Source organism: Agrobacterium larrymoorei (genome assembly GCF_037722385.1).
GTDB lineage: Bacteria > Pseudomonadota > Alphaproteobacteria > Rhizobiales > Rhizobiaceae > Agrobacterium > Agrobacterium larrymoorei_C.
Map to the genome: position 1 here is coordinate 109,456 of NZ_JBBKAQ010000006.1, position 14,891 is coordinate 124,346.

Below are 14,891 nucleotides of genomic sequence, written 5' to 3' on the forward strand. Positions count from 1 at the left end.
TCGGCACTTTAGCGGCGGCGCTTGACCAGGTAATGGTCGAAGAGCACGGCAGCGAGCAAGATGCTACCCCGAATAATGTCCTGCCAGTAGACCGACACATTGAGCAAAGAGAGCGAGCTTGAAACCACCGAAAGCAGAACGGCACCGAGGATCGCGCCGAGGATCGTACCCGAACCGCCCGATAGGCTTGCTCCGCCAATGACGGCAGCGGCGATGACGTTCAGCTCCATACCGACACCGAAGCTTGGCTGAGCCGAGCCGAAGCGGGCCATGTAGATCACGCCTGCCACGCCACAAAGCATCGAGCAAAGCGTGGTGGTGGCGAAGACGACGCGTCCGACGCGAATGCCGGAGTAGGCGGCAGCTTTCGGATTGCTGCCGACATAGAAGACTTTGCGGAATGCAGTGGTGCGGCGCAGCATCAAATCGAAGGCGACGACGACGACCACGAAGATAATAAGCACGAGCGGAATGCCGTAGACCGATCCCTGACCGATGAACTTGAACTCCAGCGGCAGAGAGAAAAGACTAAGCGGTCGACCACCCGTTGCAAGCAGGCACACGCCTCTGGCAATGACCATAACGCCAAGCGAGACGATGAAGTGATGCAGTCCGACGACGGTCGTCAGAAAGCCCATGGCCATGCCGATACAGGTGGTGGCCATGATTGCGAGGGCTGCTGCGGCCCAGGGGTCGACGCCGTTTAAGAAAAGCCAACCGGCAACCACCATGGCAAGTGCCGTGACAGAACCGACCGAAAGATCGATGCCGCCGGAGATCAAGAGGATCGTCATGCCGACAACGACAATGCTTTCGACCGCAAAGGCCATGGCCATCGCCCGAAGGTTGTCGACTGTCAGGAAGTAGGGCGAGATAAAGGACATCACGGTAAAGAGCGCGAGAATGATGACGATGAGGCCCGTCTCGCGCGCTTTGATCGCCGGTGTCCACCACTGCGTACGGGCTTCATGCCCGCTCGCTACGTGATGCTGTGTATCGATCGTTGCCATGTCTGCCGTTCCCCTCACGCTTCGCAGAGCTGCGATTGACTGCTGATCGATGCGAGATGCATGATCCGTTCTTCCGTCATGTCCGCACCGGTGACCTCGCCGGTGATACGTCCTTCTCGCACCACGAGAACCCGGTCGCTCACCCCAATGAGCTCGGGAAGCTCGGACGATATGACCACGACACCGACGCCTTCATTGGCGAGATCGCGGATCTGCCGGTGGATTTCCGCCTTGGCTCCGACATCGACGCCGCGCGTCGGCTCGTCGAGAAACACGACCTGCGGTTCTACCGACAGCATTTTCGCCAAGGCCACTTTCTGCTGGTTGCCGCCACTCAGCGTATTGACCGCCTCGCCGACATCATTGGAGCGCAGCTTCAGCCGATCGCCGAAGTAGCTCGCACGCGCAGCTTCTTTGCGACGGCTGATGAAGCCGAGCCCGCTGGACACGCGCCCGACATCGAGGGCCGACACATTGGTGGCGATCGACATATTGAGAAACAGGCCGTCCCCCTTACGGTCTTCGGACACGTAAACCAGCCCCTCGCGGATGCTGTCACGATAATCGCGCAACGAAAGCTTGCGCCCCCTGAGGCTGACCTCGCCCTCCGCTTTGCCTTCCAGCCGGCAAATAGCGCGGACGATCTCGCTGCGTCCTGCTCCGATCAGGCCCGCCAGCCCAAGAATTTCACCCTTGCGCAGGTCAAAGCTGACATCGCGAACCCTTCTCCCCTCCTTTAGTCCACGCACCGAAAGGATCACCTCATCCGATCTGGCATCCGGCGCCTGCTTTGGCGGGTAGAGCTTGTCGAGGACACGCCCGACCATGCTGTTGACGACATCCTGCGGGGTAATCGACGCGATATCCGCCGTCTTGATGTGGCAGCCATCGCGCATGATGGTGATGCGGTCGCAATGCTGAAAGATTTCTGCCATGCGATGGGAGATATAGATGATCGCGATGCCGCGCTCCGCTAGGCGATGCATGATCTTGAAGAGTGTCTGCGCCTCGGTCTCGGTCAAGGCCGCAGTCGGCTCGTCGAGAATGAGAATGCGGCAGTCGAGCGTCAACGCCTTGGCGATTTCGACGATCTGCTGCTGCGAGATCGATAGATCGCCGGCACGGCGCCTTGGATCGATATCACCAAGCTCCTTCAGAATGTTTTCGGCACGTTCACACAGCGACCGATAGTCCATCAACAGGGTGCGGCTGCGGCCCGTTTCAGCCATGAACATGTTTTCTGCGACCGAGATTTCCGGGCAGAGTGCGATCTCTTGGTGGACGAAACCGATGCCAAGGCGATTGGCGGCGTTGGGTGAGGATATGCGGGTGGCCACGCCGTCCAGACGAATTTCACCGCTATCCGGCTGCAGGATGCCATCGATGATATGCATCAGCGTCGACTTTCCGGCACCGTTTTCACCTGCCAGAGCGTGGATCTCGCCGCGGCGCAATTCAAGCTCGGCGCCCCGAAGAGCACGGACAGGCCCGAACGACTTATGAATATTCGTCATGCTGAGTACGACCTCGGCCATGACACCCCTCCCGATCGATCATTTCGACGATCCCGGCGATGCAGTCCGCACCGCCGGAGATACTGGAAACACTGTGCATCTCTCGGACGCACGGGGACGCTGGTCAGCGGCCCTTCATGTACGTGTTGAGGTCGAAGGAGTCGGCGTTGTCCTTGGTGATCACCGCAAAACCGTTGTCCATCGACGGGATCTGCATCGGGTTGAAGCCGGAGACCTTATAGTCGTTGAACGGATCGATCAGGTTGGGATGAGCGCCGAGGAACGTGTTGATGAACCCCATGAAGCCCTGAATGCCCTGGTTGGGGTTGATCGCCATATGGATGTTGCCCTGCTTGATCTGCTCGAGCGTCGCTGGCGTGATATCCGCGTGGAGAATAAGGACCTTCTTCTTGGCCGCAAGAACTGCAGCAACAGCACCTTCGGCAGAGCCGGCCTCGGGGATCCAGAGAGCGCCGAGATTTGGATTGGCCTGCAGCATAGCGGAGACCGCCTGATAGGCTGCGTTGGAATCCTGGTTCGTCGCCTGACGCGCCACGAGCTTCATGTCCGGATGAGTGGTGCCCATGTAATCGACGAGGGCGGTGACGCGTAGATCATGATTGCTCTGGCCCGGATTTTCGAGAACGGCATACTCACCCTTCTCGCCCAGAACCTTGACGATTTCGTCAGCCGCAAACTTGGCCTCCGCGACATTGTCTGAGGTGATATAGGCCGTGCGCTTGGACTTTGGTGAGTCAGCCGCAAAGGTCGTAATCGAAATGCCGGACTCAATTGCCTTGTTGATCGGCTCGATGAACGGGTCGGCCTGCATTGGGTGCAGCAGAATGCCCTTCGGCTTCTTGACGACTTCCTGTTCGAAGGAAGCGATCTGCTTGGTGATATCATATTCCGGCGTGCCGGTGAAAACGGCTTCGCAGCCCAAAGACTTGGCGGCCTGCTTGAAGCCTTCAAAGACGGGTACCCAGTAAGGATGGCCGGAGACCATGACATTCATCGCATAGGTTTCACCCGGCTCACAGGCGAACTTTCCTTCTGCATTGGCAGGCTTTACGGACCAGCCGGCAACAGCGACAGCAACCAGAGCCATGGCGGTTGCAGCTTTCAAAGACTTCAGCATTTTCCCCTCCCAGAGATAAATCGGTCAATGAAATAAAATTCTTCGTAAGAAATTTATTGCACGAGAAGACAACTAACGCACGGTCAGTCTTGCGTCAATGCCGTCTGCATAATATTTTCATGCATGAAATTTATTTCAGTGACGAGAAATCGTGATAGGGGAAAACGCATTGGTAAGTATCCGCATACGCATGGGCTGTGAGGCCTCACAAGCCGAAACGCTATTCAGGGAACTGATTATCCTGCAGCAAGAAACTCGCCTGGAGCCAGGCAATATCAGCTTTGACGTCTTCCGATCCAGCGGACAACAAACAAGCTTTCTACTGCTCGAAGAATTTAGAGATGAAGAAGCCGTTGCCGCGCATCGCTCGTCGAACCATTTCGCGGCGTTCAAACACAAAACAGCATCACTGGCGCTCACACTTGAACGGTATATGCCCGCTCCCTGATCTGTCGGGCGTTTGATTTCCTTCGGAACAGGAGTGGAATCCATGAGTTATCTTTGTCCCAACAACAGGAGAAAGATCATGGATCACAGCAATCACATCCGCCTCACCGTTGATGAACTGAGACCCTCAGTGCTCGCAGGAGCCACGGTCTACGGAGCAGACGATCACAAGGTTGGTAAGGTTGACCATGTCCATGGTATTGGTGAAAGCAGCAGCGTGATCATCGATGTCGGCGGCTTTCTTGGCATCGGCGCTAAACCTGTCGCGGTTTCCATTTCTGACCTCGACTTTATGCGCGATGAGGACGGCGATGTGCACGCCGTGACCTCCTGGACCAAGGACCAGCTCAAGGAGATGCCAGAGCATCGAGATTGATTTCTAGCAGAAGCAGAGGCAGCTCGCTTTGGCTGCCTCTCGCCTGCTCTTAATAGCAACAGACTGCCCACCGTCTACCGCAGTCCGACGCCCTCAATCTTCTCACGTTTCCGTTAGATAACGACGTCAGCCTTTGCGTCCAGCTGTGAGCCGCCGGAGCTTGCACGTCGGCGTCGAACAAGACAGACCCTACTTAAGCCGGTCCATAAGTGCGGAAATCTTATCGGACTCTGGCAGATGTGGCGCGTGTTCCAGTTTTGATTTCTGCCGATAGCTCGGGCTCGTTGCATACCATTCGATCAGCGCGGAGGCCACTTCCTGCGCCCTGCCGTCCGTCTTATCGACGCCGTTTTCTTCGCACCACGCATTCAGGAAGCGGTTGACCTCTTCCAGATCATCTGACGAGAGCGGAACGGTTGAGTAGGACGTAGGCTGTGTGTTCATCGTCGCACCAAGCAGTAATTATATATGTGATAACTTCCGCATAAATTATTTTGTTCCCATAAGTATCTGCTGTCGCTCATAATATTGAGGAATTCGCGGAGATTTGAAGATCGGCAGCGAGAGGTCAGACACTGCTGATGACGTAGAGGTACCGGAAATATATGTGATCCACTACGATGTCACGTTATGATACCTGTCTGAACACTTCGCCAACGTGACAGTTTTTAAAACACTTGTCTGACAACCGCACTGCTACTATTCAGTCGGCCATCTCCAGTGCACCACTTTGACCTGAGGGCTTCATGACGCAGACCACCAAACCGACGATCGATAGCGTAAAAACGGAAGAAGCCGCGCTCCAAATCCCGACATTCCACTATGAGTTCGCTTGGACACTCGGAAGCCTGATCCGTGAGAAGGCCGCAGCCGGGAAGCACCCTGTTGCTATAGAGGTTAGGCACGGGAGTGACGTTGTGTTTGCAACACTGCTGCCGGGCGCGACCATCGATAACTTCGGGTGGACTAGGCGCAAATGCGCCGTCGTCCACCGCTTCCACCGCAGTTCACTTCGCATGCGCCTTGAGGCGGAAGCCAAGGGGTATGACTTCAACGCGAAGTTCGGCTTGCCTGTAACGGACTATGTCGCAAGCGGCGGCGGATTTCCGCTTGTTTTAAAAGGCGGCACGCTCGTGGGCTCGGTCGCCGTGAGCGGACTTCCCGATATCGAAGATCACGCCATGATCGTGGAAAGCCTTGGTGAACTTCTGGCTGTCTGAGAGCGATCGGGCCACTCGAACGCAGTTCTGAGCGGAGTTAAGTGACGGTATGGCTAAAGCGAACGCCGCCGCTTTCACACTGCCAGCCTTGCATCCTGATGGTCGCAATGCCAGACAGGGAAGTGGGCTGGTAGACATATGACAGGCAGAGGCAGGATCATGGACAGGACGGTTTATCTCGATGGCGCGTGGGTTGCGGAAGGCGATGCGAAAGTATCGGTCTTCGATCGTGGCTTCCTGTTTGCCGACGCCATTTATGAGGTAACAGCGATCATTCAGGGCAAGCTCGTTGATTATCCCGGCCACCTCGCCCGCTTGAAGCGGTCGCTGGATGCGCTCGGTATTGCCATGCCGGTTGCGGAAGCCGAATTGCTGGAATTGCACAAGGAAATCGCAAGACGGAACAGCATTGAGGACGGCCTGATCTATCTTCAGGTTTCCCGTGGCGTTCAGGATCGCGACTTTGTCTTTCCTGATGCGATGGAGCCGACCTTCGTGATGTTCACTCAGGCCAAGAAGGTGCTGGACAATCCGAAATGGAAGACCGGTCTTTCGGTCAAGACAGTGCCAGAAGGCCGCTGGTCGGACCGGCAGATCAAGACCGTCCAGCTTCTCTATTCGTCGCTTCGCAAGACGGAAGCCAACAGGGAAGGCTACGATGACGTGGTCTTCGTCGAAAACGGCTACATCACCGAAGCAAGCTCCGCCAATTTCCACATGGTCACGCAGGACGGCGTATTGGTCACGCGCGATCTATCGAACGCGCTGCTGCATGGTATCACCCGCGGCTCCATTCTTCACCTCGCCAGGCAGGCGGATCTCCAGGTGGAAGAGCGCGCTTTCACCCCAGAAGAAGCCAAGTCCGCATCCGAGGCATTCGTGACGTCTGCAACCAGCTTCGTCACACCGGTCGTCAGAATAGATGGCGACAAAGTGGGCTCCGGCGAAATCGGCCCGGTCAGCCGCCGTCTTCTCGATATCTACATCCGCGAGCAACTCGCAGCTGGCATTCCCGTCAACGCTTAAAACCTGTCTCGCCGATACTCGATCATTCGCGCTCGGCTTGTCACAAGCTCCACATGGTCATCACCGAGCATGTGGAGGCAGACGCGCTTCGTCCAGGGACCATCGTGAAGAGTGGACAGATAGCGCCCGTTTCCGAGGGCGGTCAGTTCCATTCTTTGCCGAAGCGGGCCGATGCCCATGATGAGCCTACCTGCGATAATCTCGAACTCCGCGCCTTCGTCCGATCGCCAGCGTCCATCGAGCTTTGCCTGATCTTGTTCATCGGGCGCGACGGGCAGGAACCGTCGGGTCGCATGACCGACCTCTCCCACGACTGCCACTCCATCGAAGCGAAGACGAATTGGCGATGACGCTGAACGGGACGAGACCCATCCATCACCATCTTCGTAGAGCGTTTCTTCCGCATCGAGAAAACTGCAGGTGCTGCCTTTGATGTCCTGCCACCATGGCCCGGACTCGGTGACGTAGAGACCATCCGGCAAAGATGCCGCGGGTTTTGGCAACGGCAATCCCGTCAACGCCGCCATGCTTTCGAGTGCAATCTTGAAGCCGTTGGTGTCCTCGCGATTGGAAAGCACAACAAAGCCGGTGCCGTTCTCAGGATCGAGCAGAAAATAGCTCTTGTATCCGGGATGCGATCCGCCATGGCCGACGAAGCGGCGGTTGCCGAGATGGGTCCAGCGCAGGCCGAGGCCGTATTCGCTCAACCTGCCATCGCTGAGCGAACGCGGATCGGACAGTTGGCCGAATACGTCGGCGAAACCTTGCTCGCCCGCCAACAGGCAGCGCAGCCATGCAACCAAGGCTTCGGCACTTCCGGCAAGGCTGCCCGAGGCAGAAAGATGAAGGCCGGCCGCAGACAATTGCCAGCCTGTGTCGGATTTCCAATAGCCTGGGGCGAGTCCACGAACTGGATCATTCCAGACATCCGGAGCGGCCAGGGTAACTCCGATAGGATTGGCGATTCGCTTTTGCACAAAGTCGCCGAAGGGCAGGCCTCTTCGCGCCAACGCGGCCTCGACTAATCGGTAGCCGGTATTGGAATAGGACACTTCCGTGCCGGCTTGAAAATTCAGCCTTGTCTGGCGCGCGACATAATTGAGCAACGGCTCCGATTTGGTCTCGCTGTAAACCGAGAGGCCAAGCAGCGACAGGCATTCGCGCACATCCGGCAAGCCTCCGCTCATATCCAGCGCCTGACCAACCGTGACGTCGCTTAATGGGGATTGTAGTTCCGGCAGATGATCCCCAAGCCTGTCGTCGAGGTCGATGACCTCGCGATGGGTAAGGACCATCGCGCAAAACACATGTTTGGTAAGCGACGCGTAGCGCGCCACTGTCTTCGACGAAAAAGGCACAAGCGTGGAAAGACTTTCGACACCGCCAGCATGAACAAATCGAGTGCCGGATCGATCGTAGCCTATCACGCAGCCACCGGGCTCATTGTCACCCCAGTGAGAGACCAAATCTTCAGCGGCCTTCGATGCGGCGCTCCAGTCCATCGTCTTCACCATCACCCTCATCCTCTTGGTTCGACCAGGCGGCGGATGCCATTCTTGCATTGCATTTGCCCCGCTGTCGGGGATAGAGCAAGAACGCCATGACACCAGTTGGAAGCAATCCTATGACCGATCAAACCGTCCTGCCTGTCTTCGATGGACATAATGATGTTCTGTTGCGATTGAAACTCTCCGGCTATTCCAACCCGGAAGAACGTTTCATTGAAGGCGACAGCGCCGGCCATATCGATCTTCTCAAGGCTAAAAAAGGCGGATTGGCGGGCGGGCTTTGTGCCGTCTACATCCCGTCGCCGCGCGGAACGGATGCGAATGGCGACTTCCTGGCACCGACGCAGCAGACGGCACTGGCCACGACCCTTGCGATGGCCGGTCTGCTGTTTCGCATCGAAGCGCAGTCGAAGGGCGGCCTGAAGGTTTGCCGAAGTGCCGCCGATATTCGCGACGCCATGGCACGCGGTTCCTTTGCCTCGGTCTTCCACATCGAAGGTGTCGAGGCCTTCGACACTGACCTAGAAGCGCTTTACGTTTTGCATCAGGCAGGTCTTCGCACGCTTGGTCCCGTCTGGAGCAGACCCAACATCTTTGCCTATGGCGTTCCCTTCCGCTTCCCCTCTTCGCCCGACATCGGCCCGGGACTGACAGAAGCGGGACGACGCCTCGTCAAGACCTCCAACGAGCTGAAGGTCATGATCGATCTGTCGCACATGAACGAGCAGGGCTTCTGGGATATCGCCAAACTGTCGGATGCGCCTCTGGTGGCCTCGCACTCCAATGCTCATGCGCTCTGCAATCACAGCCGCAACCTGACCGACCGCCAGCTGGACGCCATTCGCGACACCGGCGGTCTGGTGGGTATCAATTTCGGCGTTCTCTTCCTGCGCCGGGATGGCATCAAGAACCCGGATACGGATATTCGCGAGCTGGTTCGCCATGTGGATTACATCGTCGAGCGCATCGGCATCGACCACGTGGCGCTCGGATCCGACTTCGATGGCACGACAATTCCGACGGCCATGCGCGATGCGTCCGATCTGCCGCTGCTTATCGAAGAGCTTCGCAAAGCTGGCTACGATCAAGCGTCGCTGGAGAAAATCGGCCATGGCAACTGGCTGCGGGTTTTAGAGCGCACATGGGGTGCGTAAGCCAGTATTGCCCGAAGAGTTTTAGACAAACGACATACTGTAGATAATCTCGTAAAGATTATGAATTTTCGTATTTGTGAAACCACAACGAATTACTGTCATAATCCTGTGATTGGCAAACTGCGCCTCGCTTTCGTGGAACATTAAATGACAGAGAAGAACGACGTTACGCCGATTGAAGAGGCCGAAGGTGGCCTCAGCGGTTTTTTCGAACGTTACAAACCCCATTTGACGTCGCTGGCGGTGATTGCCGTCTTCGTCATGATGACGGTGACGATCTATCGCCTCACCGCCGAGGTTCGTTATGATGACATCGTCGTCGCTCTTCTCGATACCAGCTGGAAGTCGGCCTTTCTTGCCGTGCTGTTTACGGCGCTGAGCTTTGCCGCGCTGATCTGCTACGATCTCAATGCTATAGAGTTCATCGGCAAAAGGCTAAAAAAACCTTCTGTCATCGCCACGGCCTTTATTGCATACGCCGTTGGCAACACTGCGGGCTTTGGACCTTTGAGCGGCGGCGCGATCCGGTTCCGCGCCTATACGCGCATGGGACTGACGCCATCCGACATCGCCCGTGTTATTGCGTTCGTCACCCTGTCCTTTGGACTCGGTCTATTATCCGTCAGCGCGCTTGCCACACTGATTGTTGCGCCACGTGTCGCCAGCATCATGGGCGTGGACGCGGTCTGGCTGCGCGGCGCGGCGGTGGTGGTCATCCTCATTCTGGCGACGCTGATCTATGTCGGTCGCAACGGGCGTGTTGTTCAGATCAGCCAGTTGAAACTGCGCCTTCCCGACAGCCGCACCTCGTCTCGCCAGTTCCTCGTTTCCGCGCTTGATATCGCGGCTTCGGCTTCGGTGCTCTACGTTCTGCTGCCGGAGACCAATGTCGGCTGGCCGAGCTTCTTTGCAATCTATGCGACTGCCGTTGGTCTTGGCGTTCTCAGCCACGTGCCGGCAGGTCTTGGCGTTTTTGAAGCGGTGATGGTTGCGGGCCTTGGCAATGCGATCAGCCTCGATCAGTTGCTTGGCGGCCTTGTCCTTTACCGCGTCATTTATCACGTCCTGCCGCTTCTCTTCGCCATCATCCTGATGCTGATCACCGAAATGAAGCAGTTCGCCGCAAAGCCGGTGATGGCCGATATCGGCAATCTGGCCGGTCGACTGGCGCCGTCGCTTCTCTCAGCCTTTGCGCTTATCCTCGGCGCAATGCTGATCTTCTCCTCGGTGACGCCGACGCCGAACAGCAATCTGGATTTCTTGTCCAATTTCGTGCCGCTTCCCATCATTGAAGCTGCGCATTTTCTCTCCAGCATCCTGGGCCTTGGTCTCGTCGTTGCATCGCGCGGCCTGAGCCAGCGCCTGGATGGTGCCTGGTGGGTGGCGCTGGTTGCGGCAGCAGGCGGCTTGTTCTTCTCTCTGATCAAGGCAATTGCGATCTTCGAAGCAATCTTCCTTGGTATTTTCATCGTCGCGCTGTTCTTCAACATGCGCGCCTTTACCCGCCACGCCTCGCTGCTGCGTCAGGCGCTTGGGCCAACCTGGATCGCTGCAATGGCGGTGATCGTTGCCGGTGCCGCGACCATTCTGCTCTTCGTCTATCGCGACACGGATTACAGCCAGACGCTGTGGTGGCAGTTCGAGTTTTCCGAAGAAGCCCCGCGTGGACTTCGCGCCGTCCTGGGCCTTGTTCTCGCCTCCTCCACCATCGCCATCTTCAGCCTTTTGCGGCCCGTCATCTACCGGCCGGAGGAGGTCAAACCTGACGACATCGAGAAGGCAACCGAGATCGTCGCCAAGCAGGACGTGGCAGACGCCAATCTGGTGCGCATGGGCGACAAGCACATCATGTTCTCGGAGAAAGGCAATGCCTTCATCATGTACGGCATTCGTGGCCGCTCGTGGATTGCACTTGCCGATCCTGTGGGCGACGAAAGCGAGTTTTCCGATCTGATCTGGCAGTTCGTCGAGACCGTGCGCGCCAATGGCGGACGCGCTGTCTTCTACCAGATCTCATCCGCATCATTGCCCTATTGCACCGATGCAGGCTTGCGCGCTTTCAAGCTTGGCGAACTTGCCATGATCGATCTCAAGCGCTTTGAACTGAAGGGTGGCAAGCTTGCCAATCTGCGTCAGTCTCTCAGCCGCGGCGCACGTGACGGCCTGAGCTTCTCGGTCGTCGACACGCCCGATGTTCCAGCCATCTATGACGAGTTGAGACGCGTCTCCGATTCCTGGCTCGAGCACCACAACACGCGCGAAAAAACTTTCTCGCTCGGCTCCTTCGAGCGTGACTACATTCTCTCTCAGCCGGTCGCGGTGCTACACAAGGACGGCAAGATCACCGCCTTCGCAAATCTGCTGATGACGGACACCAAGAGCCAGGTGACAGTGGATCTGATGCGCTTTGCACCGGATGCGCCACGCGGTTCCATGGACTTCCTCTTTGTCAGCATCATCGAACATATGCGCGAGCAGGGCTACGCCCAGTTTAACCTCGGCATGGCACCGCTTTCGGGCATGTCGAAGCGTGATGCCGCTCCGGTCTGGGACCGTATTGGCGGTACACTGTTCGAGCATGGCGAGCGCTTTTACAATTTCAAAGGTCTGCGTGCCTTCAAGTCTAAATTTCATCCCAAATGGGAGCCACGATATGTTGCCGTCTCGAACGGCACGAGCGCCGCTCTCGCCTTGATGGATGCAACGGTTCTCATCAGCGGCGGAGTGAGAGGAGTGATCGGTAAATGAGATTTTTGAAATGCCTCACAGGCGCATTGGTCACGGCAGCGGTCTTGCTGCCTTCACACGCGCCAGCGCAGGACGCTCAAAAATACGAGACCGGAATGATCCCGGCCGATCACATTCAGCTGCCCGATGGCGACATCACCTCCACCGTATTCCTTGTGTCGGATGGTAACGGCTGGGATGAGAGCGAGCAGAAAGAGGCAGATGCCCTGCTGGAAAAAGGTGCGGCCGTCGTCGGCATCGATTTTCCTGCCTACATCAAATCGCTTGAGACCGACCCGGATGATTGTGTCTATATGATTTCTGATATCGAGCAGCTTGCGCAGGAAATCCAGCGCAAGGCTGGTGTCTCGAATTATAGCCTTCCAATTATCGCCGGCACCGGCGATGGCGGCGCGCTGGTCCTAGCCATGATCGCACAGAGCCCGGTAGCAACGATTGGAGAGGCTGTCGCGGTCGATCCTGTGGCGAGCATTCCATTGAAGAAGGTTCTCTGCACGCCCGCGACGAAAGACAAGGTCGGCGATCGCACGATCTACGGCCTGACCGATGGTCCGCTTCCCGCGCCGGTCACAGTTCTCTTCACGCCGAAGGCCGATCCGAAGGGACGTGCCCATGTCGATGCGCTCTTGAAGGATCATTCGGACATCGACGTCAAGGATGTCACCGAAGATGCGGCGGCAGCATTGACTCAGGTTCTGGAAGACCGGATCGACGCGGCGGCCAACTCCGACAGCCCGCTCGGCCTTCCGCTGACCATTCTCGAAGCCAAGCCCACTATGGATACGATGGCAGTCGTCTATTCCGGCGATGGCGGTTGGCGCGACATCGACAAGGATGTCGGCGACTTTCTGCAGAAGGACGGTATCCCCGTCGTCGGCGTGGATTCGCTTCGTTACTTCTGGTCGGAGAAGAAGCCTCAAGACGTATCCGACGATCTTGCACGGATCATCGACACCTATCGCAAGGAATGGAAGGTCAACAACGTTCTCTTGATCGGCTATTCCTTCGGCGCCGACATTCTGCCTGCGACCTATAACGGGTTGCCGGAGAAGGATAAGGCGCGCGTGGTACAAATGAGCCTGTTATCGCTTTCCCACCAGGTGTCCTACGAGATTTCCGTCGGCGGATGGCTCGGCGTCTCATCGGATGGTGCACAGGACCCGGTCAACGATCTCGCCAAGATTAACCCCAAGATCGTCCAGTGCGTCTATGGCACGGATGACGATGAGAGCGCGTGCCCTGCCCTCAAAGACAAAGGGATGGAGCTTGTCGGCATCGACGGCGGCCATCATTTCGATGAAGACTATGAGGCGCTGACCCGCAAGATCGTCGCTGCGCTGAAACAGCGACTGCAAAAATAACCCTGCCTCGATCGCTGTCGACATCTTGAATACAGGCTGCCGCCTTTGTACTGCTTCAAGAAGCGCGTCGCTTCGATGGGTCATACACCCTTTCGAGACGCTCCTTGAGATCAATGGCCTAAAGCGTGGCGCGCCTGTCTGAGACTTCGCGAACATGCTTTGGGAACAGCAACCAACGTGTGTGACGATGCAATTCCCCAACAAGCCTGCTGCCATTTCCGATGCCGAACGCCAGGAGAGGCTTCAGCGCCTGAGGGTGAAGATGCGCGAGCACGGCTTCAGCGCTGTTCTCCTCGGCTCAACGGAAAGCCTGCGCTATTTTACCGGTCTGGTATGGCACCAGAGCGAGCGTCTGCTCGGCGCGGTCATCACCTTGGATGCTCTCCATTACATCGTGCCGGGGTTTGAACAGAGCCGGGTCGACACGCTTCCCCATATCGAGGGTGAGGTTCACCTCTGGCAGGAGGAAGAAAGCCCTGCGGCGCGCGTCGCGAGTCTCGCTGGCCCATCCGGACTGATCGCGCTGGACGACGCTCTTCCGCTCTTCATCTATCACAGCCTCGCCGCCAAGGTCGGGCCTGATCGTCTTGTGGACGGCGGTCCGATGATCCGAGGTCTTCGGCTTTTGAAATCCGCCGCGGAAATTGCCATCATCGATTATGCGATGAACCTGACGCTGGAAGTGCATAAACGCGCGCACGCGATGATGACGCCCGGCGTATTGGCCTCCGATATCGTGCGTTTCATCGACGAGCAACACCGCGCGCTTGGTGGAGAAGGTGGCTCTTCCTTCTGCATTGTCTCCTTTGGCGAGGCGACTTCGCTGCCCCACGGCGCCGATGGGGAACAGACCTTGCAGGCTGGTGACGTCATTCTCGTCGATACAGGCACGCGGATCGACGGCTATCATTCAGATCTGACCCGCACCTATGTGATGGACGAGCCGAGCACCGATTTTGCTCGCGCCTGGGCCATTGAGCGTGAAGCCCAGCAGGCGGTTTTCGATGCTGCGCAGCTTGGAGAAGCTTGCGAAAGCCTCGATGCTGCAGCCCGCGCTGTGATGGCACGGCATGGTCTTGGGCCGGATTACGCTCTACCCGGACTACCACACAGAGCAGGCCATGGTCTCGGACTGGAAATCCATGAAAGGCCTTATATCGTGCGCGGCAACACGCAGCCCTTGGTAGTGGGCATGTGTTTCTCCAATGAGCCCATGCTGGTCTATCCGCGGAAATTCGGCATTCGCCTTGAGGATCACATCTACATGGCTGCCGACGGTCCGCGCTGGTTCACACAGCCGGCAAACTCACCTGTCCAACCTTTCGGTTAAATTCACTCGTCGAGCCTTTCATCTCCTGTGTTAGCCCTTGCGTAAAATTTATATAATTT

The 14,891-nt window shown here is 57.2% G+C and carries 13 protein-coding genes; 8 read left to right on the forward strand and 5 right to left on the reverse strand.

The window, feature by feature from the left end:
- Window positions 1-8 precede the first annotated feature (8 nt).
- From WKI41_RS10180 to WKI41_RS10190, 3 genes are all read right to left on the reverse strand, one after another.
- Entirely contained in the window at window positions 9-1,010 is a 1,002-nt protein-coding gene (locus tag WKI41_RS10180; RefSeq protein WP_340193366.1) for an ABC transporter permease, read from the reverse strand.
- 14 nt (window positions 1,011-1,024) lie between these two features.
- Window positions 1,025-2,545 (reverse strand): sugar ABC transporter ATP-binding protein, encoded by a 1,521-nt coding sequence (locus tag WKI41_RS10185; protein ID WP_340193367.1) that lies wholly within the window; start codon window positions 2,543-2,545, stop codon window positions 1,025-1,027.
- Between the two features lie 103 nt (window positions 2,546-2,648).
- Entirely contained in the window at window positions 2,649-3,662 is a 1,014-nt protein-coding gene (locus tag WKI41_RS10190; RefSeq protein WP_340193368.1) for a substrate-binding domain-containing protein, read from the reverse strand.
- Window positions 3,663-3,831: 169 nt separating this feature from the next.
- On the opposite strand from WKI41_RS10190, the gene WKI41_RS10195 reads away from it, so the two are divergent.
- Both WKI41_RS10195 and WKI41_RS10200 read left to right on the forward strand, forming a co-directional pair.
- A complete protein-coding gene (locus tag WKI41_RS10195) occupies window positions 3,832-4,110 on the forward strand; it encodes a putative quinol monooxygenase (RefSeq protein ID WP_340193369.1) in 279 nt (92 codons plus the stop codon).
- Between the two features lie 78 nt (window positions 4,111-4,188).
- Window positions 4,189-4,485, forward strand: coding sequence for a PRC-barrel domain-containing protein (locus tag WKI41_RS10200; RefSeq protein WP_062423755.1), 297 nt, complete (start codon window positions 4,189-4,191; stop codon window positions 4,483-4,485).
- A gap of 189 nt (window positions 4,486-4,674) precedes the next feature.
- Here the strand turns inward: WKI41_RS10200 and WKI41_RS10205 are convergent, their stop codons facing one another.
- A complete protein-coding gene (locus WKI41_RS10205) occupies window positions 4,675-4,929 on the reverse strand; it encodes a hypothetical protein (protein WP_340193370.1) in 255 nt (84 codons plus the stop codon).
- Window positions 4,930-5,231: 302 nt separating this feature from the next.
- On the opposite strand from WKI41_RS10205, the gene WKI41_RS10210 reads away from it, so the two are divergent.
- Together WKI41_RS10210 and WKI41_RS10215 are read left to right on the forward strand one after the other, a co-directional pair.
- Window positions 5,232-5,705 (forward strand): heme-degrading domain-containing protein, encoded by a 474-nt coding sequence (locus tag WKI41_RS10210; RefSeq protein WP_340193371.1) that lies wholly within the window; start codon window positions 5,232-5,234, stop codon window positions 5,703-5,705.
- A gap of 159 nt (window positions 5,706-5,864) precedes the next feature.
- Window positions 5,865-6,731 carry a D-amino-acid transaminase gene (locus tag WKI41_RS10215; RefSeq protein ID WP_340193372.1) on the forward strand — a complete coding sequence of 289 codons (867 nt, stop codon included), beginning with the start codon at window positions 5,865-5,867 and terminating at the stop codon, window positions 6,729-6,731.
- Here WKI41_RS10215 and WKI41_RS10220 read toward each other — a convergent pair.
- A complete protein-coding gene (locus tag WKI41_RS10220) occupies window positions 6,728-8,245 on the reverse strand; it encodes a serine hydrolase domain-containing protein (RefSeq protein ID WP_340193373.1) in 1,518 nt (505 codons plus the stop codon). The two genes, WKI41_RS10215 and WKI41_RS10220, sit on opposite strands and share 4 nt — an antisense overlap.
- Before the next feature lie 110 nt (window positions 8,246-8,355).
- Here WKI41_RS10220 and WKI41_RS10225 point away from each other — a divergent pair, with 110 nt between their 5' ends.
- The 4 genes from WKI41_RS10225 (at window position 8,356) to WKI41_RS10240 (ending at window position 14,832) form a co-directional block, all read left to right on the forward strand.
- Window positions 8,356-9,393, forward strand: coding sequence for a dipeptidase (locus tag WKI41_RS10225; RefSeq protein WP_340193374.1), 1,038 nt, complete (start codon window positions 8,356-8,358; stop codon window positions 9,391-9,393).
- A gap of 147 nt (window positions 9,394-9,540) precedes the next feature.
- Window positions 9,541-12,141, forward strand: coding sequence for a bifunctional lysylphosphatidylglycerol flippase/synthetase MprF (mprF, locus tag WKI41_RS10230; protein ID WP_340193375.1), 2,601 nt, complete (start codon window positions 9,541-9,543; stop codon window positions 12,139-12,141).
- Entirely contained in the window at window positions 12,138-13,502 is a 1,365-nt protein-coding gene (locus tag WKI41_RS10235; RefSeq protein ID WP_340193376.1) for a virulence factor family protein, read from the forward strand. The genes mprF and WKI41_RS10235 overlap by 4 nt, the downstream gene beginning before the upstream one ends.
- A 187-nt stretch (window positions 13,503-13,689) precedes the next feature.
- Window positions 13,690-14,832, forward strand: a complete 1,143-nt coding sequence (locus WKI41_RS10240; protein ID WP_340193377.1) for a M24 family metallopeptidase — start codon at window positions 13,690-13,692, stop codon at window positions 14,830-14,832.
- The last annotated feature ends 59 nt before the right edge of the window (window positions 14,833-14,891 follow it).

What these genes read in the sequence shown, in the direction of transcription:
- WKI41_RS10190 (WP_340193368.1), bottom strand. Translation starts at nt 3,662, where the DNA reads ATGCTGAAGTCTTTGAAAGCTGCAACCGCCATGGCTCTGGTTGCTGTC.
- WKI41_RS10240 (WP_340193377.1), top strand. Translation starts at nt 13,690, where the DNA reads ATGCAATTCCCCAACAAGCCTGCTGCCATTTCCGATGCCGAACGCCAG.
- WKI41_RS10215 (WP_340193372.1), top strand. Translation starts at nt 5,865, where the DNA reads ATGGACAGGACGGTTTATCTCGATGGCGCGTGGGTTGCGGAAGGCGAT.
- WKI41_RS10180 (WP_340193366.1), bottom strand. Translation starts at nt 1,010, where the DNA reads ATGGCAACGATCGATACACAGCATCACGTAGCGAGCGGGCATGAAGCC.
- WKI41_RS10185 (WP_340193367.1), bottom strand. Translation starts at nt 2,545, where the DNA reads ATGGCCGAGGTCGTACTCAGCATGACGAATATTCATAAGTCGTTCGGG.
- WKI41_RS10235 (WP_340193376.1), top strand. Translation starts at nt 12,138, where the DNA reads ATGAGATTTTTGAAATGCCTCACAGGCGCATTGGTCACGGCAGCGGTC.
- mprF (WP_340193375.1), top strand. Translation starts at nt 9,541, where the DNA reads ATGACAGAGAAGAACGACGTTACGCCGATTGAAGAGGCCGAAGGTGGC.
- WKI41_RS10205 (WP_340193370.1), bottom strand. Translation starts at nt 4,929, where the DNA reads ATGAACACACAGCCTACGTCCTACTCAACCGTTCCGCTCTCGTCAGAT.
- WKI41_RS10220 (WP_340193373.1), bottom strand. Translation starts at nt 8,245, where the DNA reads ATGGTGAAGACGATGGACTGGAGCGCCGCATCGAAGGCCGCTGAAGAT.
- WKI41_RS10210 (WP_340193371.1), top strand. Translation starts at nt 5,232, where the DNA reads ATGACGCAGACCACCAAACCGACGATCGATAGCGTAAAAACGGAAGAA.
- WKI41_RS10225 (WP_340193374.1), top strand. Translation starts at nt 8,356, where the DNA reads ATGACCGATCAAACCGTCCTGCCTGTCTTCGATGGACATAATGATGTT.
- WKI41_RS10200 (WP_062423755.1), top strand. Translation starts at nt 4,189, where the DNA reads ATGGATCACAGCAATCACATCCGCCTCACCGTTGATGAACTGAGACCC.